The 20744-nt window shown below is 63.2% G+C and carries 20 protein-coding genes and 2 tRNA genes; 13 read left to right on the top strand and 9 right to left on the bottom strand.

The genetic code is table 11. From position 1 onward, the window contains the following. Window positions 1-50: 50 nt before the first annotated feature. Together RHIBR816_RS0123665 and RHIBR816_RS0123660 are read right to left on the bottom strand one after the other, a co-directional pair. The gene (locus tag RHIBR816_RS0123665) at window positions 51-1847 is read right to left on the bottom strand and encodes a GGDEF domain-containing protein (RefSeq protein ID WP_026187359.1); all 1797 of its coding nucleotides are present in this window, start codon (window positions 1845-1847) and stop codon (window positions 51-53) included. 118 nt (window positions 1848-1965) lie between these two features. Continuing rightward, the gene (locus RHIBR816_RS0123660) at window positions 1966-2514 is read right to left on the bottom strand and encodes an HdeD family acid-resistance protein (protein ID WP_018239082.1); all 549 of its coding nucleotides are present in this window, start codon (window positions 2512-2514) and stop codon (window positions 1966-1968) included. Window positions 2515-2554: 40 nt separating this feature from the next. Between RHIBR816_RS0123660 and RHIBR816_RS38060 the strand changes: the two genes are divergently transcribed. The 5 genes from RHIBR816_RS38060 to betA all read left to right on the top strand — a co-directional run bounded on the left by RHIBR816_RS38060 (window position 2555) and on the right by betA (window position 8114). Next, window positions 2555-2707, top strand: coding sequence for a hypothetical protein (locus tag RHIBR816_RS38060; protein ID WP_198294155.1), 153 nt, complete (start codon window positions 2555-2557; stop codon window positions 2705-2707). After that, window positions 2661-3263: a transcriptional regulator BetI gene (gene betI, locus RHIBR816_RS0123655; protein WP_018239081.1), complete on the top strand. Its 603-nt coding sequence runs from the start codon at window positions 2661-2663 to the stop codon at window positions 3261-3263. The genes RHIBR816_RS38060 and betI overlap by 47 nt, the downstream gene beginning before the upstream one ends. Further along, the gene (betC, locus tag RHIBR816_RS0123650; protein ID WP_018239080.1) at window positions 3260-4795 is read left to right on the top strand and encodes a choline-sulfatase; all 1536 of its coding nucleotides are present in this window, start codon (window positions 3260-3262) and stop codon (window positions 4793-4795) included. The genes betI and betC overlap by 4 nt, the downstream gene beginning before the upstream one ends. A 1-nt stretch (window position 4796) precedes the next feature. Continuing rightward, window positions 4797-6260: a betaine-aldehyde dehydrogenase gene (betB, locus tag RHIBR816_RS0123645; protein WP_018239079.1), complete on the top strand. Its 1464-nt coding sequence runs from the start codon at window positions 4797-4799 to the stop codon at window positions 6258-6260. Between the two features lie 204 nt (window positions 6261-6464). Continuing rightward, a complete protein-coding gene (betA, locus tag RHIBR816_RS0123640) occupies window positions 6465-8114 on the top strand; it encodes a choline dehydrogenase (protein WP_018239078.1) in 1650 nt (549 codons plus the stop codon). Between the two features lie 250 nt (window positions 8115-8364). Here the strand turns inward: betA and RHIBR816_RS0123635 are convergent, their stop codons facing one another. Both RHIBR816_RS0123635 and RHIBR816_RS0123630 read right to left on the bottom strand, forming a co-directional pair. Then, the gene (locus RHIBR816_RS0123635; RefSeq protein WP_018239077.1) at window positions 8365-8844 is read right to left on the bottom strand and encodes a DUF6644 family protein; all 480 of its coding nucleotides are present in this window, start codon (window positions 8842-8844) and stop codon (window positions 8365-8367) included. After that, a complete protein-coding gene (locus RHIBR816_RS0123630; protein WP_018239076.1) occupies window positions 8844-9230 on the bottom strand; it encodes a DUF6152 family protein in 387 nt (128 codons plus the stop codon). The genes RHIBR816_RS0123635 and RHIBR816_RS0123630 overlap by 1 nt, the downstream gene beginning before the upstream one ends. Window positions 9231-9464: 234 nt before the next feature. Between RHIBR816_RS0123630 and RHIBR816_RS0123625 the strand changes: the two genes are divergently transcribed. The 3 genes from RHIBR816_RS0123625 to cysN are packed head-to-tail and all read left to right on the top strand — an operon-like array spanning window position 9465 to window position 12774. Next, window positions 9465-10277, top strand: coding sequence for a phosphoadenylyl-sulfate reductase (locus RHIBR816_RS0123625; RefSeq protein WP_371259073.1), 813 nt, complete (start codon window positions 9465-9467; stop codon window positions 10275-10277). 47 nt (window positions 10278-10324) lie between these two features. After that, on the top strand, window positions 10325-11278 hold the full coding sequence (gene cysD, locus RHIBR816_RS0123620; RefSeq protein WP_018239074.1) for a sulfate adenylyltransferase subunit CysD: 954 nt from the start codon (window positions 10325-10327) through the stop codon (window positions 11276-11278). Continuing rightward, window positions 11278-12774: a sulfate adenylyltransferase subunit CysN gene (cysN, locus tag RHIBR816_RS0123615; protein WP_018239073.1), complete on the top strand. Its 1497-nt coding sequence runs from the start codon at window positions 11278-11280 to the stop codon at window positions 12772-12774. Before cysD ends, cysN begins: the two co-directional genes overlap by 1 nt. Before the next feature lie 248 nt (window positions 12775-13022). Here the strand turns inward: cysN and RHIBR816_RS0123610 are convergent. Next, window positions 13023-13099: transfer RNA gene (locus tag RHIBR816_RS0123610), tRNA-Pro, on the bottom strand. Window positions 13100-13389: 290 nt separating this feature from the next. On the opposite strand from RHIBR816_RS0123610, the gene RHIBR816_RS0123605 reads away from it, so the two are divergent. Further along, window positions 13390-13803 (top strand): hypothetical protein, encoded by a 414-nt coding sequence (locus tag RHIBR816_RS0123605; protein ID WP_018239072.1) that lies wholly within the window; start codon window positions 13390-13392, stop codon window positions 13801-13803. Between the two features lie 189 nt (window positions 13804-13992). Here the strand turns inward: RHIBR816_RS0123605 and RHIBR816_RS36370 are convergent, their stop codons facing one another. Further along, window positions 13993-14169: a YegP family protein gene (locus RHIBR816_RS36370; RefSeq protein ID WP_018239071.1), complete on the bottom strand. Its 177-nt coding sequence runs from the start codon at window positions 14167-14169 to the stop codon at window positions 13993-13995. 152 nt (window positions 14170-14321) lie between these two features. Next, window positions 14322-14396 (bottom strand) — tRNA-Gln (locus RHIBR816_RS0123595). Between the two features lie 229 nt (window positions 14397-14625). Between RHIBR816_RS0123595 and RHIBR816_RS0123590 the strand changes: the two genes are divergently transcribed. Both RHIBR816_RS0123590 and RHIBR816_RS0123585 read left to right on the top strand, forming a co-directional pair. Beyond that, window positions 14626-14922 carry a cupin domain-containing protein gene (locus tag RHIBR816_RS0123590; protein WP_018239070.1) on the top strand — a complete coding sequence of 99 codons (297 nt, stop codon included), beginning with the start codon at window positions 14626-14628 and terminating at the stop codon, window positions 14920-14922. Between the two features lie 11 nt (window positions 14923-14933). Continuing rightward, window positions 14934-15848 (top strand): MBL fold metallo-hydrolase, encoded by a 915-nt coding sequence (locus RHIBR816_RS0123585; protein WP_026187357.1) that lies wholly within the window; start codon window positions 14934-14936, stop codon window positions 15846-15848. Between the two features lie 112 nt (window positions 15849-15960). Here RHIBR816_RS0123585 and RHIBR816_RS0123580 read toward each other — a convergent pair whose 3' ends face one another. Next, a complete protein-coding gene (locus tag RHIBR816_RS0123580) occupies window positions 15961-16869 on the bottom strand; it encodes a DUF1499 domain-containing protein (RefSeq protein WP_018239068.1) in 909 nt (302 codons plus the stop codon). Between the two features lie 249 nt (window positions 16870-17118). On the opposite strand from RHIBR816_RS0123580, the gene RHIBR816_RS0123575 reads away from it, so the two are divergent. Beyond that, window positions 17119-17508 (top strand): hypothetical protein, encoded by a 390-nt coding sequence (locus tag RHIBR816_RS0123575; protein ID WP_018239067.1) that lies wholly within the window; start codon window positions 17119-17121, stop codon window positions 17506-17508. A 214-nt stretch (window positions 17509-17722) separates the two neighbouring features. Further along, window positions 17723-17971 (top strand): hypothetical protein, encoded by a 249-nt coding sequence (locus tag RHIBR816_RS0123565; RefSeq protein ID WP_018239065.1) that lies wholly within the window; start codon window positions 17723-17725, stop codon window positions 17969-17971. 19 nt (window positions 17972-17990) lie between these two features. Here the strand turns inward: RHIBR816_RS0123565 and ppdK are convergent, their stop codons facing one another. Then, on the bottom strand, window positions 17991-20681 hold the full coding sequence (gene ppdK, locus RHIBR816_RS0123560) for a pyruvate, phosphate dikinase (RefSeq protein WP_018239064.1): 2691 nt from the start codon (window positions 20679-20681) through the stop codon (window positions 17991-17993). Window positions 20682-20744: the final 63 nt, after the last annotated feature.

The raw sequence follows: 20744 nt of genomic DNA, 5'->3' as shown, positions 1-20744 counted from the left end.
TATACCTATAGCCCGCCAGCGGCTCGGAAAAGGCCCGTTACCGAATGCCCTTATTGCCGGGTGACCAGTTCCAGCACCAATCCGCTTTCACTCGCCTTGGCGCACGCCTTGATCTCTGCAATCCTCTTGCTGACCGTCTGGCTGTCGGAAAGGATGAAGCCCTGCGGAAGCACAAGGACAGCGATGGAACAGCGCATCAGCGGAAAGTCTTTGGCTCCGCCATCGCGGTCATACCCGCTGATCCGCCCCGCTGCCTGGTGTTCCGACGAATAGAGCTGACGGACGTCGGAGCGGAAATCATTGATGAGGCGCATCAGGAGGGCGCGAAGTTCCGCTTCGCTCGGTCCGCTGAGACCGACGAAGAAATCGTCGCCGCCGACATGTCCGAGGAATTTCTCCTCGCCGATGAAATGGCGCCGCAGGAGCGCGGCGAACAGGGTGATCGCCAGGTCTCCCTTCTGAAAGCCGTAGGTGTCGTTGAAGGGCTTGAAGTCGTCGAAATCGCAGTAGCAGAAATAGCGCGTCTCATCGCCGTCGAGGATGGCGTGCTGGACGTGATCGCGGATCGCCCGATTGCCCGGAAGGCCGGTCAGCGGGTTCTGCTCCTGCGCCAGTTTCAACTGTTTCTCATTGATGATCTTCAGGAGCGACGAAGCCGACAGAATGCCGGCGTAGCGCATGTTCTCCGTCAGGATGACGCAATCGCTGCCATCCATGCCGGCAAAGATCTTCAGCATCTCGTCGGCCGGTGTATCGAGGTCGGCGATCGGCGCTGGCGTGACGAAGTGCGAGATACGGCGCTGGTAGATACGGTTCTTCAGCAGATCGCGGCCGAAGGGGTGATAGATCATCTCCTTCACATGGTACTCGTGCAGGATGCCGCGCGGCTCGCCATTGGCATTCAGCACCGGAAAGAAGGCCTGGCGCGGATTGCGCCGGAAAAGATCGAAGACGGAATCGAGATCGTCGCTTTCCCTGACCGTCGGCAACTGTTCGATCTCCTTGCGGATCAGGATGCTGTCCAGTGTGGACGAGAGCCGCCGGACGCCGCCGGACTCGAGATGCGGATAGACCGGCTGCAGCTCATTCAAGTGCGTCGTCGGGCGGGCAATGAAATAGCCCTGCATCAGATCGCAGCCGAGATCGCGACAGACCAGGAACTCGGCTTCCGTTTCCACACCCTCGGCGATCACCCGCGTGCCGAGCGCATGCGCCATATTGACGCCGTGGCGCAAGAGATGGCGCTTGCGCGGATCCCTGTCGATACCGGAAACAAAATGTCGGTCGATCTTCACATAGTCGACCGGCTGGTCGCACAGCAACTTCAAGCCATTGAAGCCAGCGCCGAAATCGTCGATCGCCAGTTTGAAGCCGGCAAGCCGCAATTGCCGGACCAGGGCCGAAAAATCCGGCATCTTGCCGCCGTCGAAACGTTCCGACAGTTCGAAGCAGAGCGAGGACGGGGCGATGTTGGCGCGCTTCAGATGATTGACGAGCCGCTCGACCATATCCCCCTCGCCGCCAACCAGCCTCGAATCGAAATTCAGGAAAAGCGTGCGCGCGGCGAAATCCGGCAGCGTCGAAAAGGCTGCGACGGCGCGGCTGTTGATCAGATGTTCGAGGGCGAGCAATTGCCCGGCGCCTTCCGCCTTGTCGAGCAGTTCGAGCGGCGAGGAGAACCCCAGGCGCTCGAAACCGCGGACCAACGACTCGTAACCAAACACCGCGCCGGTGGTCGCCTCCACAATCGGTTGGAAGGCGTTTTCTATGACAAGCTTTGCGAGCGTTACGATCTGATCATCACCGAAGCGACGAAGCGACAACAGTTCTGCAGGGGCGGCGGACATGCCGGACTCCAGGATAGGACGGACGGACCGGCGGCCAGCATCGGCGGCAAGCGTCAATGAAAGCTTTCGCGAATGTGAAAGTTTTATGAAGCCTGGGCAATATCTCTCTGCGCCCCGACTAACTCTTCACGAGTACGCCGAAGGCGATCAGCGCCAGTCCCTGCATGACGAGATCGACCGCGAGAAACAGGCCGAGGATCCACAGACTGTTGACCGGCCAGCCGGCGGCGATGACAAGACCGGCGATGAGCGTCACGAGACCGCCGATGACGATCCAGCCCCAGCCGCCGAGCGGGCTGAGCCTGAAGCCGACCCAGATCCGGAAGGCACCGGCAACGATCAGGGCGATCGCCATGAGAATGGTCAGGATCGACGAAGCGAGCAGCGGATTGATGAAGGCGAAAAGGCCCGCTGCCGCATAGAGACCACCGCTCAGCACCCAGTAGAGAAAACCTCCCCAGTCCTTCACCTGATAGGCGTGAGCGAGATTGAGCAAACCGCCGATCAGCATGATGAGACCGACATAGTAGACTGACGCCGCCGTCGCCATTAGCAGATTGCCGAAGGCGATACCGCCGGCCATGATCAGCAGCACGCCGAGCGCCACGAACCATCCCCACTTTCCTGCCACGGTCTGCCTTCCGATAGGTTCGAACGCGTTGGTCATTTCAACCTCCAGTCCTGGCGAGGAGCACAGGCGCTGCCTCATGATTGAGCCGGATTTCCAGGCAAAAAGAAAGGAAAAAGCGTACGGTTTTTTATTGATTGATGCATCAATCAAAAATATGATGACCGCCGTCGGAGGAGGTCGAAATGCCGAAGGTCGGGATGGAGCCGGTGCGCCGCAAGGCGCTGGTTGACGCGACGCTGCGTGTGATCGGCGACCAGGGGACGGTTGCCGTCACCATGTCCGACATCGCCCGGACAGCCGGTGTCTCGCCCGCGCTCGCGCATCATTATTTCGGCAGCAAGGAGCAACTCTTGATCGCGACGGTCCGCAGCCTGCTCCGGCAATTGCGTCAGGATGCGGTCGTCGAGCTGAAGGCGGCGGCAACACCGCGTGAAAGGGTGAGCGCTCTGGTCCGCGTCAGCTTCCGGGCCGATCAGTTCGCGCCGGACACGGTCGCCGCCTGGCTCGCCTTCTATTCGGAAGCGCAGCGCTGCGAGGACGTTCGGCGCCTGCTTGTCGTCTACGCACGGCGGCTGCGCTCCAATCTGCTCGCCAGCCTCAGGGCGCTCTGCCCCGCCGATGACGCGGAACGCATCGCCGAGGGCGCGGCTGCGATGATCGACGGACTTTACATCCGGCAAAGTCTGAAATCGGCGCCGATCAGCATCGAGGCTTCGATCGCCCTGACGGAAGACTATGTAGCCACCCATCTTGACCAGCTTCGCCGCCAAGGACGGGCACCATGACCGCCAGACCCAATATCCTGATCATCATGGTGGACCAGTTGAACGGGAAGCTCTTTCCCGACGGGCCCGCGGACTTCCTGCATGCGCCAAACCTGAAGGCGCTGGCAAAGCGGTCGGCCCGCTTCCGCAACAATTATACCTCGTCTCCCCTTTGCGCCCCCGCCCGCGCGTCCTTCATGGCCGGGCAGTTGCCGAGCCGCACCCGCGTCTACGACAATGCAGCGGAGTACCAGTCCTCGATCCCCACCTATGCGCACCACCTGCGCCGCGCCGGCTATTACACGGCGCTCTCCGGCAAGATGCACTTCGTCGGGCCGGACCAGCTGCATGGTTTCGAAGAGCGGCTGACGACCGACATCTATCCGGCCGATTTCGGCTGGACGCCGGATTATCGCAAGCCCGGCGAGCGCATCGACTGGTGGTATCACAACCTCGGCTCGGTCACCGGGGCCGGCGTCGCCGAAATCACCAACCAGATGGAATATGACGACGAGGTGGCGTTTCTGGCGAACCAGAAGCTCTACCAGCTTTCTCGGGAGAACGACGATCAGGACCGCCGGCCCTGGTGCCTCACGGTCTCCTTCACGCACCCGCACGACCCCTATGTGGCACGCCGCAAATTCTGGGATCTCTACGAGGACTGCAAACACCTTCAACCGGAAGTGGGCGCCCTCCCCCCCGAAGAGCAGGATCCGCATTCGCAGCGCATCATGCATTCCTGCGACTACAAGAACTTCGAGCTGACCGAGGAAAATATCCGCCAGTCGCGCCGCGCCTATTTCGCCAATATCTCCTATCTCGACGAGAAGGTCGGGGAACTTGTCGATACGCTGACGCGGACCAGGATGCTCGACAAGACGCTCATCCTCTTCTGCTCCGATCATGGCGACATGCTCGGCGAACGCGGCCTGTGGTTCAAGATGAACTTCTTCGAAGGCTCGGCGCGTGTGCCGCTAATGGTGGCCGGACCCGGCGTAGCACCCGGCCTGCATCTGACGCCGACATCGAATCTCGACGTGACGCCAACGCTTGCCGATCTCGCCGGCATCTCGATGGACGAGGTGAAACCCTGGACTGACGGCGTTAGCCTGCTTCCGATGATCGACGGGGCGGAGCGCATGGAGCCGGTGCTGATGGAATATGCGGCCGAGGCTTCCTACGCGCCGCTCGTCGCGATCCGCGAAGGCAAGTGGAAATATGTCCACTGCACGCTTGATCCGGACCAACTCTACGACCTCGAGGCCGATCCGCTGGAACGCACAAATCTCGCGGAAAATCCGCGCGGGCCGGTCGATCAGGCGACCCTCACCGCGTTTCGCGACATGCGCGCCGCGCACTGGGACATGGAGGCCTTCGACGCCGCCGTGCGCGAAAGCCAGGCACGGCGCTGGGTGGTCTACGAGGCGCTGCGCAACGGCGCCTATTACCCCTGGGATCACCAGCCGCTGCAAAAGGCATCCGAGCGCTACATGCGCAACCACATGAACCTCGACAATCTCGAGGAATCCAAACGCTATCCGCGAGGAGAATGAGATGAAAGCCCAACCGAAAGCCTCGCACTTCATCGACGGCGAATATGTCGAGGATACCGCCGGTACGCCTTTCGAGAGCATCTATCCCGCCACTGGCGAAGTGATTGCCCGGCTGCATGCGGCGACGCCGGCGATCGTCGAGAAGGCGATCGCCGCCGCCAAGCGAGCTCAGCCGGAATGGGCGGCAATGAGCCCGACGGCGCGCGGCCGCATCCTGAAGCGCGCCGCCGAGATCATGCGCGCGCGCAATCGCGCGCTTTCCGAGCTCGAAACGCTCGACACCGGCAAGCCGATCCAGGAAACGATCGTCGCCGACCCGACCTCCGGCGCCGACGCTTTCGAGTTCTTCGGCGGCGTCGCGGCGGCGGCGCTTAATGGCGACTATATCCCGCTTGGGCAGGATTTCGCCTTCACCAAGCGGGTGCCGCTCGGCGTCTGCGTCGGCATCGGCGCCTGGAACTATCCGCAGCAGATCGCCTGCTGGAAGGGCGCCCCGGCGCTGGTGGCCGGCAATGCCGTGGTGTTCAAGCCGTCGGAAATGACCCCGCTCGGAGCGCTGAAGATCGCCGAGATCCTGATCGAAGCCGGCCTCCCGAAAGGCCTTTACAACGTCATCCAGGGCGACCGCGCCACGGGGCCGCTGCTCGTCAACCACCCCAACGTCGCCAAGGTTTCGCTGACCGGCTCGGTGCCGACCGGCAGGAAAGTCGCAGCGGCTGCCGCGGCCGAACTGAAGCACGTCACCATGGAGCTCGGCGGCAAGTCGCCATTGATCGTCTTCGACGATGCCGATCTCGAAAGCGCCATCGGCGGTGCCATGCTCGGCAATTTCTACTCGACCGGCCAGGTTTGCTCCAACGGCACCCGCGTCTTCGTGCAGCGGAAGATCAAGGAAGCCTTCCTGACACGGCTCAAGGAACGCACCGAAGCGATCGTCATCGGCGACCCGATGGACGAGGCGACGCAGCTCGGGCCGATGGTGTCGAGGGCGCAGCGCGACAAGGTGCTCTCCTATGTCGAGACGGGAAAGGCGGAAGGCGCCCGGCTCGTCACCGGCGGCGGCATTCCGAATGCGGTCAACAGCGAAGGCACCTATATCCAGCCGACCGTCTTTGCCGACGTTACCGACGCAATGACCATCGCGCGCGAGGAGATCTTCGGGCCGGTGATGTGCGTGCTCGACTTCGACGACGAGGCGGAGGTCGTCGCCCGGGCGAACGCCACCGAGTTCGGCCTCTCCGCCGGTGTCTTCACCGCCGACCTCACCCGTGCCCACCGGGTCGCCGACCAGCTCGAGGCCGGCACGCTGTGGATCAACGCCTACAATCTCGCACCAGTCGAGATCCCCTTTGGCGGCTCGAAGCAATCCGGTTTCGGCCGGGAAAATTCGCTTGCGGCGCTCAACCACTATACCGAGCTCAAGACCGTCTATGTCGGCATGGGGAAGGTGGAGGCGCCTTATTGAGCGAAAGCCCCTCCCCAACCCCTCCCCACGTGGGGAGGGGTTAGCAGGCCGCCTACGCTCTGGACCAGCACCGTCGTCTTCGCGGCAACGGCCCTGGAGAACGGAGCGCGGCAGGGTAAGCCCCTCCCCCTTGTGGCGAGGGGTTGGGGAGGGGAACGCCGCAAGGGGCATCCGCAGGCATCTACGCAGAAGAAAGACACTCGCATGCAGGCAGATTTCGTCATCATCGGTTCCGGTTCGGCAGGCTCGGCGCTCGCCTATCGCCTGTCGGAGGACGGTAAGAATTCGGTCATCGTGCTGGAGTTCGGCGGCACCGACATCGGCCCGTTCATCCAGATGCCGGCGGCGCTCGCCTGGCCGATGAGCATGAACCGCTACAATTGGGGCTATCTTTCCGAGCCGGAGCCACACCTCAACAACCGGCGTATCACCGCGCCGCGCGGCAAGGTGATCGGCGGTTCCTCCTCGATCAACGGCATGGTCTATGTGCGCGGCCATGCGGAGGATTTCAACCGCTGGGAGGAACTCGGTGCCCAGGGCTGGGCCTATGCCGACGTGCTTCCCTATTTCAAGCGGATGGAACATTCGCACGGCGGCGAGGACGGCTGGCGCGGCACCGATGGCCCGCTGCATGTCCAGCGCGGCCCGGTCAAGAACCCGCTCTTCCACGCTTTCGTCGAAGCCGGCAAGCAGGCCGGATTCGAGATGACCGACGACTATAACGGCTCCAAGCAGGAAGGCTTCGGGCTCATGGAGCAGACGACCTGGCGTGGCCGGCGCTGGTCGGCCGCTTCCGCCTATCTGAAGCCGGCGCTGAAGCGTCCGAATGTCGAGCTGATCCGTTGCTTCGCCCGCAGGATCGTCATTGAAAACGGCCGCGCCACCGGCGTCGAGATCGAGCGCGGCGGCCGCATCGAGGTGGTCAGGGCGAACGGCGAGGTGATCGTCTCGGCCTCTTCCTTCAATTCGCCGAAGCTGTTGATGCTTTCCGGCATCGGCCCGGCCGCTCACCTGAAGGAAATGGGCATCGAGGTGAAGGTCGACCGCCCGGGTGTCGGCCAGAACCTGCAGGACCACATGGAGTTTTATTTCCAGCAGGTCAGCACCAAGCCGGTCTCGCTCTATTCCTGGCTGCCCTGGTTCTGGCAGGGCGTCGCGGGTGCCCAATGGCTGTTCTTCAAGTCCGGCCTTGGCATTTCCAACCAGTTCGAGGCCTGCGCCTTCCTGCGGTCGGCGCCGGGCGTCAAGCAGCCCGACATCCAGTACCATTTCCTGCCGGTGGCGATCCGCTATGACGGCAAGGCGGCCGCCAATACGCACGGCTTCCAGGTGCATGTCGGATACAACCTGTCGAAGTCGCGCGGCAGCGTTACGCTGCGCGCCTCCGACCCGAAAGCCGATCCGGTGATCCGCTTCAACTATATGAGCCATCCCGAGGACTGGGAGAAGTTCCGCCATTGCGTGCGCCTGACACGCGAGATCTTCGGCCAAAAGGCCTTCGACCAATATCGCGGTCCGGAAATCCAGCCGGGCGAAAAGGTCCAGACGGACGAGGAGATCGACGCCTTCCTGCGCGAGCATCTGGAGAGCGCCTACCACCCGAGCGGCACCTGCAGGATGGGTTCAAAGGACGATCCGATGGCGGTGGTCGATCCGGAAACGCGGGTGATCGGCGTCGACGGCCTGCGCGTTGCCGACTCCTCGATCTTCCCGCACGTCACCTATGGCAATCTCAACGCCCCGTCGATCATGACCGGCGAAAAGGCCGCCGACCATGTTCTCGGCCGGCAGCCGCTCGCCCGCTCCAATCAGGAGCCCTGGATCAACCCGCGCTGGGCAGTGAGCGATCGTTAGAGCCGAATCCGATCAGATTGGAACGGCAGGGTGAGGCACCCCCCTCTGCCCTGCCGGGCATCTCCCCCACAAGGGTGGAGATTGGCAAGTGGCAACGTCCCGCCCCCAAATATCCAATGCATAGACTTACACGTGCTTGATTTCGGCATACGCCCGCTGGCGTGGGGCAGAGCCGCGCTTCCAGCCAATCTCCCCACCTGTGGGGGAGATGCCCGGCAGGGCAGAGGGGGGGTGCCTTCGATGGCAGCAACTACTCCAGCAGGAAGCCGATCCATCGGCCGGCGACGACGGCACCGGTCCAGACCATTATCGACAGCAGCGCCGAGAGGCGGACCCTGAGCGAAATCGGTCCACCCTTAACCGCGGCGCGCCACTGCGGCGTCAGATGCAACAGCGCCGCATTGGTGACCCCGAGGGCGAGCAGCGTCACCTTGGTCAGAAACGCGGGATTCTCGGCGTATTCGAGCGGATTGACGCTGAAGAGACCGAAGCCGGTGACGATCGTCAGCGCAACGCCGACGGCTGCCGCGTGCGAGAGGTACGGCCCGACCACCGCGACCGGCACCTTCCTGAAGAAGCCGATCAGCCTAAGATCCAGCGGCAGGATCGCGCCGATGAGGATCCCGAACGACAGGATATGGGCGGCGTTGACGAAGATGTAGAGGGTCGCGGAACGCCGTATCGCCAGGGCGAAGGGAAGCGTCCCGATCCAGGCCAGCACCTCTTCCATCAATTCGTCTGTATGCGTTCCGGATAGATGTCATAGACCTTGCCGGCCACCGTGATCCTCACGGCCTTCATCCGCTTCTCGCTGCGATCCAGCGAGCGGTTGCCGAGCGCGACGATCGGGTCGCCGACCTTGGCAACGCCCTCGACGAAGCCGGAGCGCTCGGTCAGCCGGGGATTGCCGAGTTCGACCAGCCAGATGCCGTCATTCTTCGTTTCGACGTTCAGCGTCGGATGCGGCGGCGCCATCGAAATCTCCCGGATCGTCCCGGAGAGCTCGATCTGGTCGGCCTCCGCCCAGGACCAGCCGTGATGAGCATAGGCGCCCGTCACCAGAAGCAGACCGAGGACGCTTCCAAGGACGACGCGACTGGATAAGGACTGGATCATCTCCGTCTCCCTTCATTTCTCCCGCATTGATCCATGCACAAGCTGGGGCAGACAACGCGAAAGGATAGGGCCTTCAACAATTCTTGAACAGGCAGCCCCTCGCCGCTGGCGGAGGAATGCATCTTCGCCCTTTCCTCCAGCCTGAGATAATCTACTAAATTACTAGGTTTTCTTAGAACTTTCTGGATCAGAGAGATATTTGCTCTGATCCTTGAGCAATAGAAATCCGTTTTTCTGTCCTTTGACACAAACGGCTGCGATATTCCGTGCAAATTGCAACAGGATGCAGCCATGACGACGCAATCCCTCGAAGCGGAAGCGAAGGCCCTGAACGACAGGCTCGAGAGCCTCGATCTTGCCGGACGCCTGGCGCTCGTCGCGGGCCTTGAAGGCCGGGCCGTCTTCACGACGTCGCTCGGCATCGAGGACCAGGTCATCACCGCCGCGATCGGCATCAATCGCCTCGACATCGAGGTCGCGACGCTGAAAACCGGTCGGCTCTTCAATGAAACGGTCGCCCTCATCGAGGAGACTGAGGAAGCCTACGACATTCGGATCAAGCGCTATCACCCGGAAAAGGCCGATATCGAGACCTATGTAGCGCAGTACGGCATGAACGGCTTCTACGAGAGCGTCGAAGCCAGGCATGCCTGTTGTGGCGTGCGCAAGCTCAGGCCGCTTGCGCGTGCTCTCGAAGGGGCAAGCTACTGGATCACCGGCCTGCGCCGCGGCCAGTCCGGCAACCGTGCCACGACGCCCTTTGCCGAAGCCGACCCGGAGCGCGGTCTGATCAAGATCAATCCGCTCGCCGATTGGGATATCGAGACGATCCGCGCCCATGTCGCCGCAGAGGCCATTCCCGTCAACCCGCTGCACGACCGCGGCTATCCGTCGATCGGCTGCGAACCCTGCACGCGTGCCATCAAGCCCGGCGAGCCCGAGCGCGCCGGCCGCTGGTGGTGGGAGAACGACGAGAAGCGCGAATGCGGCCTGCACGTGGCCGAAGCCGCCTCCTCCATCATCCCGAACGCGAGCAGCGCCGCCTGAGGGCGGACGCCGCAGCCAAGAGACAAATATCCTCCCCGGAGTTCGAAATGCCCCACACCCATCCGGAAACGGAATTGCATAACCCGCAGAGCACGAAGCCGCCGCTCGATCCGCATCTGAAGGCGCTCGAAAACGAGGCGATCCACATCTTCCGTGAGGTCGCCGCCGAATTCGAACGCCCGGTCATGCTCTATTCGATCGGCAAGGATTCGTCCGTGCTGCTGCATCTGGCGCGCAAGGCCTTCTATCCCGGTCGCGTCCCCTTCCCGCTCCTGCATGTCGACACCGGCTGGAAGTTCCGTGAGATGATCGCCTTCCGCGACGAGATGGTCGAAAAATACGATCTCGACCTCGTCGTGCACACCAATGCCCGCGGCGCGGCCGAGAACGTCACGCCGTTTACGCACGGCTCGGCGCTCTATACCGACATAATGAAGACGGAAGCGCTGCGCCAGGCGCTCGACGCCGGCCAGTACGACGCCGCATTCGGCGGCGCACGTCGCGACGAGGAAGCGAGCCGCGCCAAGGAGCGTATCTATTCCTTCCGTACGCCGGACCACCGCTGGGACCCGCGCAACCAGCGCCCCGAGCTCTGGAACGTCTATAACGGCATGATCCGCAAGGGCGAGAGCGTGCGTGCTTTCCCGCTCTCCAACTGGACCGAGGTCGACATCTGGCGCTACATCCAGGCGGAAGAGATCCCGATCGTGCCGCTCTACTTTGCGAAGAAGCGTCCGATCGTCGAGCGGGACGGCATGATGATCCTCGCCGAGGATCCGCGCCTCGAGCTGCTTCCGGGCGAGGCAAAGCGCGAGGAGGTCATCCGCTTCCGCACGCTCGGCTGCTTCCCGCTGACGGGGGCGATCCGCTCCAATGCGACGACGCTCGACGACATCATTTCCGAACTCGAAACCGCGACCGTCTCCGAACGCCAGGGCCGCGCCATCGACCGCGACCAGGCCGGCTCGATGGAAAAGAAGAAACGCGAAGGATATTTCTGATGACCGCACCGGCAATTGCGACCGCCGCCTTGGACGAAACCGCCGTCGCGCATCCCCTGCAGGAGACGGCGCGGGTTGCGCGTGATTCCCGCCCGCTGCGCCTCATCACCTGCGGCAGCGTCGATGACGGCAAGTCGACGCTGATCGGCCGCCTGCTCTGGGACACCAAGGCCGTCAAGGAGGACCAGGCCGCTAGCCTGCAGCGCGATTCCAAGGGCAAGCAGAACGATCTCGGCCTGCCGGACTTCGCGCTGCTGCTCGACGGCCTGCAGGCCGAGCGCGAACAGGGCATCACCATCGATGTCGCCTATCGCTATTTCTCGACCGACAAGCGCTCCTTCATCGTCGCCGACACGCCCGGCCACGAGCAATATACCCGCAACATGGCGACCGGCGCCTCGACCGCCGACCTCGCCGTGCTGCTGGTCGATGCGCGCGTCGGCCTGCTCGAACAGACCCGCCGGCACGCGACCATCGCGACGCTGATGGGCATCAAGCAATTCGTGCTGGCTGTCAACAAGATCGACCTCACCGACTATGACCGCAGCCGCTTCGAGCAGATCTCGCACGAGTTCAAGGAACTGGCGCTGTCGCTCGGCGTCCGCCAGGTGACCGCGATCCCGGTCTCGGCGCTGAAGGGCGAGAATGTCGTCTATGACGGCCGCGCTTCTATGCCCTGGTACGAGGGCCCGACGCTGATCGAGGTGCTGGAACTCGCAACCACCCGCTCGGCCCAGACGGTCGGCTTCCGCCTCCCGGTGCAGCGCGTCTCGCGCCCGGGCGAAAGCTTCCGCGGCTACCAGGGCACGGTGGCCGGCGGCTCGGTGAAGCCCGGCGATTCGGTCGTCATCTTGCCGTCCGGCATGGTCGCCAATGTGACCAAGATCGTCACCTTCGACCTGGTGCGTAACGCCGCCGTCGCCGGCGACGCGATCACGCTCGTGCTCGACCGCCAGGTGGATGTCTCGCGCGGCGACCTGATCGCGGCGATCGACAGCCAGCCAATGACCGGCCTTGCCTTCGACGCCCAGCTCGTGGCGCTGCAGGCGGAAGGCATCCAGCCGGGCAAGCGCTATTGGCTGAAATCCGGCAGCCGCCGCCAGCGCGTGCAGGTGCAGCCGATCAGCCAGCTCGACTTGAAGTCCGGCAAGTGGAACCATGCCGACGAACTGCCGATGAACGCCATCGGCAAGGTGCATCTCAGCTTCGACGAGCAGGCGGTCTTCGACGCCTACGAGCAGAACCGCACGACCGGCGCCTTCATCCTGATCGACCCGGACACCAACAACACGGTGGCGGGCGGCATGATCACCGCCAAGCGCGCCGCCATCGGCGGCATCCATACCGAGGACAGCCGCGTGATCCTGTCGCTGCCGGCCGACCTCGCGGACCAGCTGATGGCGACGGAAATCTTCGCGGGCCGGCGGGAAGAGGCCGAAGTCCGCCGCGTCACCGCCGCCAAAGCGATCGAAATCATCGACACGATCGACGAGTGAGCGGAAATTCAGAGACGTGAAAGAGGGGCCCGTCGTGGCCCCTTTTTTCATGCGCCGTTTGCGACCGCCCTCGCAGGGTGACCGCCAAACCGTCGTGGCTGCCCCACAGTGCCGCGTCGTGCGGCGAGCGGGCAAACAGAACGGTCGCCTGGAAGGGTGAGCGCGCCGCCGGCGATCTTTGCGTCGCGCGGAGTCGTCCGCTCATAAAAGCGGGGATCGATAATGGCTAGCTAAGTGATTGATTTGGCTGGTCGGAGTGGCAAGATTCGAACTTGCGACCCCCACGTCCCGAACGTGGTGCGCTACCAGACTGCGCTACACTCCGTGACCAGCGGCGCCTCTATAGAACAGCATTTTCGTTTTCACAAGCGCCTAACTCAAAAAAGAACGCCGCCTCGTCCAAAAAAACCGGCCGCTGAAGGGCGCGTCCGGCCCTCGCCCATGCGTGGCAATAGGGCGTTTCTGCAACGCTTCGGATTTTCCTGATTCGCAAGGTCGCACACCGATTTTCTTTCGTCGCTTTTGGCGCTAGAGCCTCGCGGGAACGCAAGGAAATCCGGGGGACTCCGGCCTTCCGCGCCGAAGAGCTTGAGCACTGACCAAAGGGACAGAAACATGAATTTCCGCATGATGACGGCGGCCGGCCTTGTGCTGGTCCTTGCCGGCTGCACGACGACGACCGGGGTGGCAAAAAACGCCGTCGAGAAACGCTGGCTCGGTCAGCCGGCCGGCGCCTTCTTCGCCCAGTTCGGCCCACCGCTTTCCGACGCCGAAGCCGGCAGCAACACCGTCTATAGCTGGAAAGGCGGCTACAAGACCCGCAGGATCCCTGCCGAATACGAAAAGACCGCCGACGGCAAGCGCGGCAAGCGCATCTCGGCTGCCCGCACCGAATATCTGAGCTGCGCCGTCCAGCTCACCGTCTCCTCCGACTACGTCATCCGCTCGATCCGCATCGCCGGCGACCGCAAGCGCCAGGGCGCCCCGAGCTGGTGCGAGGAATTTTTGGGCGGCGCCAAGGCGGAGTGAGGCGGCGCACGGATTTCATCACCCGTTGAAAAAAGCCGGCGGGTTTTCTTGCGGGCGTTAGCGGAAGTTGTTGACGATGAGCGGCTGGGGCGAGAGCCAGCCAAGGCGACGGGGCCGGCGCCTTGGTCGCACGAACACAAGGCCCGCCGACGGAGATCGGCGGGCTACTTCGTTCAAAATTGCCGCGCCTTAGCTATTGTCCTCGACAGGCGCGTCCGGGCCATTCTTCTTGATAGAATCAATGGCGTTCTGGGCGCTGGCCTTGCTCGAGTAACCTTCGGTCGCAAACAGCACTTCGTTGTTGTATTTGAAGCGAGCACGAAATTCGCCAGCTTTGTCTTTGTAGATCTCGAATTTGTGGGCCATGGATTCCCCTGATGCAAGAATGTTTGAGCGAACGTAGCGTGTCAGTTGCAGGCGGCTTTGGCAAGGGGCGAGCCATTGACGCAGCGGCGGCGTGAACTGCCCCAACGGTTGGACAACCTGGGATCGATATAGGCCGTTGATGAAATGAAGAGTGGCTGGGGCGCCTGGATTCGAACCAGGGGATGGCGGTACCAAAAACCGCTGCCTTACCGCTTGGCTACGCCCCAACTTATGCTGGCGAGGCATCCGCTCGCCAGATCGAGCGCCTGATTAGCAAAGCTCGTGCGCCCTCACAATGCTTAACTTCGCTTGTCGCGCAGATTTGTTGCCCAGCCGGATTGAGTCGATCAGTCGGCCTTTTGGTGCAAACACCGCTGATCGCGACAAAACCGGTTGGCGAACTCTTTTCCTCTCGTTTGCCTTCGGCCTATTGTCACCCGGCAAAAGGAGACTTCGATGAGCCAGTTTCGCGCCCGCCCGCCGGCCGTTCCGACCGTTCTGCTCGATGATGCCGTCGTGCGCATCATCCGTTGGGATTTCGAACCCGGCGCCGATACCGGGCACCACGTCCACGGGCTCGGCTATGTCGTGGTGCCTATGACGGACTGCCAGTTCCTGCTGGAAGAGGCTGGCAGCAGCCGGAGGGTCGATGTCGACAAGGGCGCCGCCTACCGGCGCGAGGCAGGAGTGGCGCACAACGTCGTCAATGCGGGTAGCGCGCCGATGTCCTTCATCGAGATCGAATACAAATGAAGGCGAGACGCATGCAGGGACCGGAATTCAACCTCGATTTCAAGCCCGCTTATGGCGAGGCGGTGACGGTGGCAGACGGCGTCCAGCGCATCACCGTCAACAATCCCGGCCCGTTCACCTTTCATGGCACCAACACCTATATCGTCGGCCGACGCTCGGTCGCCGTCATCGATCCGGGGCCGGATGACGAGGCGCATTTTCGTGCACTGATGGCGGCGCTCGAAGGGCGCGAAGTGACGCATATCGCCGTCAGCCACACGCATCGCGACCACTCGCCCCTCGTCCGCCGGCTTAGCCAGGCGACCGGCGCCATCGTTGTCGGCGAAGGGCCACACCGTGCCGCCCGCCCCCTGCACGCCGGCGAAACCAACCCCTTCGCGGAAAGCTCGGACACGGAATTCATGCCCGATATCGCGCTTCACGACGGCGGCCGGATCGAAGGCGACGGCTGGAGCCTGGCGGCGGTCGCCACGCCGGGACACACCGCCAATCACATGGCCTTCGGGCTCGACGGCACCGGCATTCTCTTCTCCGCCGACCATGTGATGGCGTGGGCGACGAGCATCGTCGCGCCGCCGGACGGCGCCATGGCCGACTACATGGCCTCCCTCGACAAGCTGCTCCTACGCGACGACCGGCTCTACCTGCCCGGCCACGGCGGCCCGGTCAGCGAGCCTCCCGCTTTTCTGAGGGCGCTGAAGGCGCATCGCAAGATGCGCGAACGCGCCGTGCTCGAACGGCTGCGCGCCGGGGACCGGAAGATCCCGGACATGGTGAAGGTGATCTACGCCTCGACCGATCCGCGGCTGCATGGCGCGGCGGCGCTCTCCGTGCTCGCCCATATCGAGGATCTGATCGAACAGGGCCGCATCGAGACCGACGGCCCGCCGTCGCTCCTCGGCGAATACCGACCGGTCGCCGGATGAGCGGGCTTACAGGGCCGCGCGTCTTTCAGACGCGCAAAGGACGCTGTAAGACTTTGAACCTACGCATGGTGCTTTCCGAAAATCGATTCCGATTTTCGGAAAGCACCATGCGTTAATCGCCCGCAATCCCCAGAAGCTCCGCGTCGAGCGCGCGCAGGAACTCTTCCGCGAACTTGGCGCCGAGGCCGAGATCGTGTTGGCCGTAGCGTGAGGCGACGCGCAGGTCGACCAGCGTCGTCTCCGCCTCCTCGCGAAGCCGGATCAGTACGTCGAAGCGGAAGCCGACGATCAGCGTGCGCCATTCGCCCTGCAGCACGATATCAGTGGCTTGCCGCCCGGATATTACGCCATCGATATCGGGCGCCGGGCGTGTCGCCGGAACGGGAATGGCCTCCGGCTCCCCGTTCGTGTCCGCCCCTGAGCCCCGGCCAACGGCGAGATCCTCGAGATCGGCGCGGGCATTCTCGACGCCGAGTTCCGCAGTCGTGCCGATTCGCGTCTCTTCGACGACCTTGCGAACGCCCTGGAACACACGGTCGAGGGCGCCGTCGTAGCGCCGCCCCGTGAGCCCCGGATAGGCGACGATCTGGGCTTCGCGATCCTCAGGCGTCACGATCGGTCGGCGCTTGATCCAGCTCTCCTCGGCGACCGGCGTCCTGATCCAGGGCGGCGGCGTCACCGAATCGGTACTGACATCGTAGATCGCCGGTCGCGTCAGATATTGCACCACCCCGTAGCCGAAGAAGCCGAGCGGAAGCGCCGCGTAGAAGAGCGCCGAGACGGAGGCGGTACCGCCGATTGCCGCCACCCGCCAGAGGCGCGTCAGGCCGACGGCCGCAAGCAGGACTGCGATCAGGGCGAAGGCAACGGCGAAACCGGCGAGCGCCAGAAAATGCGGGGTCGTCAGGGGGCCGAAGCGGTGCGCGGCGAGCGACAGCACGAAGATCAGGAAGCCGATGCGGGCGAACCTTCGTGCCCAGTGGGCGGCATAGGAATAGGGACGCTCGTACCGGACCATCATGAAACGGAATCAATCCCCGCGGCGAACAGACCTCGTCTTCTTAGACCATGGCCGTTTCGGTGGGAACCACCGGGCTTCGCACGCACTGAATTCGTCCGAAAATCTATGAGCGCAGCAGTTGTACTTCTGCCGCAAATTCGCCATTCTCGTTAACGAGTTATTTCAGTTCAATATTCGACCGGGTACCGACTTCAAGGGTACCGACGGCGCCTTGGGGACTTCAGGCGCGGCAAAAGACGGAGAGAGATCATGACCGCATCGGAGACACGTTCGGAAAGCACCGTCGCGACCCCGCCGCCTTCCGGCGCAGATACTGCCCTTCCCATGGCGTTGCTCGAACTTGAACTCTCCCTTGACCGCTTTTCCGGTAACAAGGACGATTTCTCGTCTTTCGTCCGCACGGTGGCCGACGATATCGGCGGCGAGTTCCTTTTCGTCCTGCCTGCCTCCGGCCTCGTCGATGATTGCCTCACTATTGCCGTCCTTCGCCATGGCCAGACCGACGGCGCGACGCCGACAATTCTTTTCGTCTGCCTCGACGAAGATGGAAGCACGATCCGCGTCGAGCAGCCGGGCGACCGCACCGCCGGCCTCACCAGCTTCGCCGAATCCTTCGTGGGCGTGCTTGAGCGGATCTGAATCTCTACTGCATATTTCCATGGGTGCGTCTGACAAGACGCACAGAGCTGTGATGGCCATCGTGCAGCGGACGCATGCTATTCTTGTTTCCGTTGAATCGCATCTGCTGACCTATACTTATGTGTCCCTCCCCGCCTGCAATTTCGCTGCGCCGAGGACGAACCGCCGCGCCGCCGATCCCTGTCCGCAAGCGAGCGCCGATCAGGAGGCATGAATGGCCATGATGACTACGAGACTGCTGACACTCGCCGCTCTAGGTTTAGTGCTTGCCGGGTGCCAGACGATGACCGCGCAGGAGCGGCGCGCAAGAGACGAAACGACCTGCGCCTCCTACGGCTTCCGCCGCGGCACGGATGCGTTTGCCACCTGCCTGCAACGCATTGAACTCGACCGTCGCGCCGAGTCGCGGGCCTTCCGCTACGACAACGACTTCGTGATGCGCAGGCCGTACTATTGGTATTGACCCGGATTGAGGCAAGCCTTCAGCTCGCCGCCAGCGCCTCGACGTTGCCACTGCCGTTGATCGCTGCCTGCGCGGCTGCCAGCCGGGCGATCGGCACGCGGAAGGGCGAGCAGGAAACATAGTCGAGACCGGCATCCTCGCAGAAGCGGATCGAGGCGGGGTCGCCGCCATGCTCGCCGCAAATGCCGAGCTTCAGGCCGTTCTTGGTGCGGCGCCCGCGTTCGGCGGCAAGCTGGATCAGTTCGCCCACGCCGTCGAAGTCGAGCGAGACGAACGGATCCTGCTCGATGATGCCCTTCTGCTGGTAGGTGGCGAGAAACTGGGCAGCGTCGTCACGCGAAATGCCGAAGGTCGTCTGGGTCAAGTCATTGGTGCCGAAGGAGAAGAAGTCGGCCGCTTCGGCAATGACGTCGGCCCGCAACGCGGCGCGCGGCAGCTCGATCATCGTTCCCACCAAGTAGTCGATGCCGATGCCCGCCTCGCCGATCACTTCCTTGGCGACGGAATCGATCCGTTCCTTGACATAGTCGAGTTCCGAGCGCAGCCCGACGAGTGGCACCATGATCTCGGGAACCACCGGCGCGCCGGTCAAACGCGCTGCCTCGACGGCCGCTTCGAAAATCGCACGCGCCTGCATCTCGGCGATTTCCGGATGCGAGATGGCGAGGCGGCAGCCGCGATGGCCGAGCATCGGATTGAATTCGTGCAAGGCATCGACACGCTGGCGCAGATGCATGGCATCGAGCGACAGGACGCTGGCGACTTCGGCAATTTCCTCGTCGGTCTTCGGCAGGAATTCATGCAGCGGCGGATCAAGAAGGCGGATCGTCACGGGCAGCCCGTGCATGATCGAGAAGAGTTCGACGAAGTCCGAGCGCTGCATCGGCAAGAGTTTTGCCAATGCCGCACGCCGGCCGTCCTCGTCCTCGGCAAGGATCATCTCGCGCATCACATTGATGCGGTCGTCTTCGAAGAACATGTGCTCGGTGCGGCAGAGGCCGATGCCTTCCGCTCCGAAGGAGCGGGCGGCGCGCGCATCGGCGGGCGTCTCGGCATTGGTACGCACCGTCATGCGACGGCTTTGATCGGCCCATTGCATGATCTTGCCGAAATCACCGGAAAGCTCCGGCTGCAGCATGGCAATCTCGCCCTTCAATACCTGCCCGGACGATCCGTCGATGGTGATCACGTCGCCCTTCTTCAAGGTCACGCTCGCCGTGATCAGCTGTTCGGCGCGCTGATCGACGCGGATATTGCCGGCGCCGGAAACACAGGGCGTGCCCATGCCGCGGGCGACGACCGCGGCGTGACTCGTCATGCCGCCGCGCGTCGTCAGGATGCCCTGTGCAGCATGCATGCCGTGAATGTCCTCCGGGCTCGTCTCGACGCGAACGAGAATCACCTTGCGTCCCTCCTTGACGGCGTGCACCGCTTCCTCGGAGGTGAAGACGATCTCGCCCGTTGCCGCTCCCGGCGAGGCCGGCAGCCCGGAGCCGATGATATCGCGGCGGGCGTGCGGGTCGATGGTCGGATGGAGGAGTTGATCGAGCGAGGCGGGGTCGATGCGCGCTACCGCTTCTTGCTTCGAAATCAGCCCTTCATCGGCCATGTCGACGGCGATCTTCAGCGCTGCCTTGGCAGTCCGCTTGCCGGACCGGGTCTGCAGCATCCAGAGCTTGCCGCGCTCGATGGTGAATTCGAGGTCCTGCATGTCGCGGTAGTGGCGTTCGAGCGTTTGGCAGATCGTCTCGAACTCGGTGAAGCCCTCCGGCATCAGCTTTTCCAGCGACGGCTTGTCCGAGCCGGAGGCGATGCGGGCGGCCTCGGTGATGTTCTGCGGCGTGCGGATGCCGGCGACGACGTCCTCCCCCTGGGCATTGACCAGGAACTCCCCGTAGAGCTCCTTTGCACCGGTCGACGGATTGCGCGTGAAGGCGACGCCTGTTGCCGACGAGTTGCCGAGATTGCCGAACACCATCGCCTGGACGTTGACCGCCGTGCCCCAGGCGGCCGGAATGGCGTGGAGATGGCGGTAGGTTATGGCCCGCGGGTTCATCCAGCTCGAAAAAACGGCGCCGATCGCACCCCAGAGCTGGATCTCCGGGTCCTGCGGAAAGGGCTCGCCGAGCACCTCCTCGATCGCCTCCTTGTAGCGCGCGATGACATGCTGCCATTCGACGGCGGAAAGCTCCGGATCCTGCTCGTGGCCGAGCCGCGCCTTCTCTTCCTCGAGGATCTCCTCGAAGATCTCATGATCGACGCCCATCACGACGTCGCCATACATCTGGATGAAGCGGCGGTAGCTGTCCCAGGCAAAGCGCGCGTCCCCGGCATCGTGTCCGAGGGCGTGCACAGATTGATCGTTGAGGCCGAGATTGAGGACGGTGTCCATCATGCCGGGCATGGAAGCGCGGGCGCCCGAACGAACGGATAGCAGCAGCGGATGATCGGTATCGCCGAAGACGCGGCCGGTGATCTCTTCCATTCTGGTTATGCCGTCGCGCACCTGCTCGCGCAGGCCCTCCGGCATCATTCGGCCGTTGTCGAAATAGCTGTTGCAGGCATCGGTGACGATCGTCAGGCCAGGGGGCACCGGAAGGCCGAGATTGCACATTTCGGCAAGGTTAGCCCCCTTGCCTCCAAGCCGGTTGCGATCCCCCGCACTGCCTTCGGCCTTGCCTCCGCCGAAGGTGTATACCCATTTCGTCATGCCTGTTCTCCACCCAGAAACAGTTTCAATGACGATCTACAGTATATGTTTCAGGCTGAAAAT

It is taken from the genome of Ensifer sp. BR816 (genome assembly GCF_000378985.1).
Lineage (GTDB): Bacteria > Pseudomonadota > Alphaproteobacteria > Rhizobiales > Rhizobiaceae > Sinorhizobium.
Note: the sequence above shows the minus strand (reverse complement) of the source record. Positions and strands in the feature narration are given on the sequence as shown.